Annotated in this window: 3 protein-coding genes, 1 tRNA gene and 1 pseudogene; all 5 read left to right on the forward strand. The window is 58.3% G+C overall.

Translation table 11 applies throughout. The features are described from left to right. Positions 1 to 161: pseudogene (gene tuf, locus IV113_RS15700) on the forward strand (elongation factor Tu); the annotation flags it as partial. Between the two features lie 29 nt (positions 162 to 190). Beyond that, positions 191 to 266 (forward strand) — tRNA-Trp (locus tag IV113_RS15705). 144 nt (positions 267 to 410) lie between these two features. Next, the gene (gene secE / locus IV113_RS15710) at positions 411 to 794 is read left to right on the forward strand and encodes a preprotein translocase subunit SecE (RefSeq protein ID WP_291086789.1); all 384 of its coding nucleotides are present in this window, start codon (positions 411 to 413) and stop codon (positions 792 to 794) included. Next, entirely contained in the window at positions 794 to 1,369 is a 576-nt protein-coding gene (gene nusG / locus IV113_RS15715; protein WP_056267420.1) for a transcription termination/antitermination protein NusG, read from the forward strand. Before secE ends, nusG begins: the two co-directional genes overlap by 1 nt. Positions 1,370 to 1,487: 118 nt before the next feature. Beyond that, positions 1,488 to 1,919 carry a 50S ribosomal protein L11 gene (gene rplK, locus IV113_RS15720; protein ID WP_291086793.1) on the forward strand — a complete coding sequence of 144 codons (432 nt, stop codon included), beginning with the start codon at positions 1,488 to 1,490 and terminating at the stop codon, positions 1,917 to 1,919. The last annotated feature ends 44 nt before the right edge of the window (positions 1,920 to 1,963 follow it).

The raw sequence follows: 1,963 nt of genomic DNA on the forward strand, positions 1-1,963 counted from the left end.
TCGAGCTGCCCGAAGGCAAGGAAATGGTGATGCCGGGTGACAACGTGTCGATCACCGTGAAGCTGATCAACCCGATCGCCATGGAAGAAGGCCTGCGCTTTGCCATCCGCGAAGGCGGCCGCACCGTCGGTGCCGGCGTCGTTGCAAAAATCATCGCGTAAGTTACGCCCTCTGTGGGGCACAAGCCAGTAGGGGTATAGCTCAATTGGCAGAGCGTCGGTCTCCAAAACCGAAGGTTGTAGGTTCGATTCCTACTGCCCCTGCCACCCAACAGGATGTTTCCGGAAACTGATCCGGATCTGTTGAGTGGTTGACAAGCCCACCGAAGTCGATAAGACCTCTGGTGGGCTTGCGTGTCTCAAGCTTTCGGGTTTTGAGCGCGTTTTTTGAAAAGTTTTGTCTGGATTTTCATGGCCACCTCCGAAGTACAAACAGTCCACACCGGCGCCGACAAGGCCAAGCTGGCGGCTGCCATCGCGCTGTTGTTGGGCTCGTTTGTCGCGTTCTATCTGCTGTCACCGCGGGGTGCCTTGGTGCAGTGGGTTGCCTTGATCGTGTTGCTGGTCGCGGCGGTGGTGGTGTTTGGCGTGTCCGAGTCGGGCAAACAATTGGTTGCTTTTGGCCGTGACTCCTGGCGCGAAGTGAAGAAGGTTGTCTGGCCTGCCCGCAAAGAAGCGATCCAGATGACGGCTTATGTGTTCGCCTTCGTGCTGGTGATGTCGCTCTTTTTGTGGCTCACCGACAAGACAGTCGAATGGCTGTTCTACGACCTGATCCTGGGCTGGAGAAAATAATGACCGAGCAAAACAGTCCCGTGACCGACGGCGTGGCCGCCGAGGGCATGCGCTGGTACGTGGTCCACGCCTACTCTGGCATGGAAAAAGCCGCTGAGCGCAACATCGTCGAGCGGATCAACCGCGCCGGCATGCAAGACAAATTCGGCCGCATCCTCGTGCCCACCGAAGAGGTGGTCGAGATGAAAAACGGCCAGCGCCGCACCACCGAACGCAAGTTCTTCCCCGGCTATGTGCTGGTGGAAATGGTGATGGACGACGACACCTGGCACTTGGTCAAGCACACCAACAAGGTGACCGGTTTCGTCGGGGGCGCCAAGAACCGTCCGGCGCCGATCTCCGAGGAAGACGTTCAGAAGATCGTCAACCAGATGCAGGAAGGCACCGACAAGCCGCGCCACAAGGTCGAGTTTGTCGTGGGCGAGTACGTGCGTGTCAAGGAAGGCCCGTTCACGGACTTCAACGGCACCGTGGAAGAAGTCAACTACGAGAAGAACAAGATGCGCGTGTCGGTGACCATTTTCGGTCGCGCCACGCCGGTCGAACTCGAATTCAGCCAGGTCGAGAAGACCTGAGGTTTTTCGTGGCACAGGCGGGTCGGCCCGACGTCTGTGCCATCTGATCTTTTCCGGGTCCCCCAACGCGAGGAGGTTGTCTTTGATGGCAACCGTCTGCACTCGCAGGAGCTAAAAAATGGCGAAAAAAATCGTCGGCTTCATCAAGCTGCAAGTGCCAGCTGGTAAGGCCAACCCGTCCCCCCCGATCGGTCCGGCACTGGGTCAGCGCGGCCTGAACATCATGGAGTTCTGCAAGGCGTTCAACGCCCAGACCCAAGGCGTTGAACCAGGTCTGCCGCTGCCCGTGGTGATCACGGCTTATGCGGACAAGAGCTTCACCTTCATCATCAAGACGCCTCCGGCGACCACCTTGATCAAGAAGGCGATCAAGCTCGACAAGGGCTCTTCGGTGCCCAACAAGAACAAGGTCGGCAAGATCACGCGCGCTCAGCTCGAAGAGATCGCCAAGACCAAGATGAAAGACATGACCGCCGCCGATGTGGACGCAGCCGTGCGCACCATCGCCGGTTCGGCCCGCTCGATGGGCGTGATTGTGGAGGGCGTGTAAATGTCCAAGCTGACCAAAAAACAGAAGGCCTTCGAAGGCAAGGT

Origin of the sequence: Hydrogenophaga sp., assembly GCF_018780385.1 — a bacterium.
Lineage (GTDB): Bacteria > Pseudomonadota > Gammaproteobacteria > Burkholderiales > Burkholderiaceae_C > Hydrogenophaga.

Coding starts and splice junctions, on each gene's coding strand:
- secE (WP_291086789.1), top strand. CDS start 411: ATGGCCACCTCCGAAGTACAAACAGTCCACACCGGCGCCGACAAGGCC.
- nusG (WP_056267420.1), top strand. CDS start 794: ATGACCGAGCAAAACAGTCCCGTGACCGACGGCGTGGCCGCCGAGGGC.
- rplK (WP_291086793.1), top strand. CDS start 1,488: ATGGCGAAAAAAATCGTCGGCTTCATCAAGCTGCAAGTGCCAGCTGGT.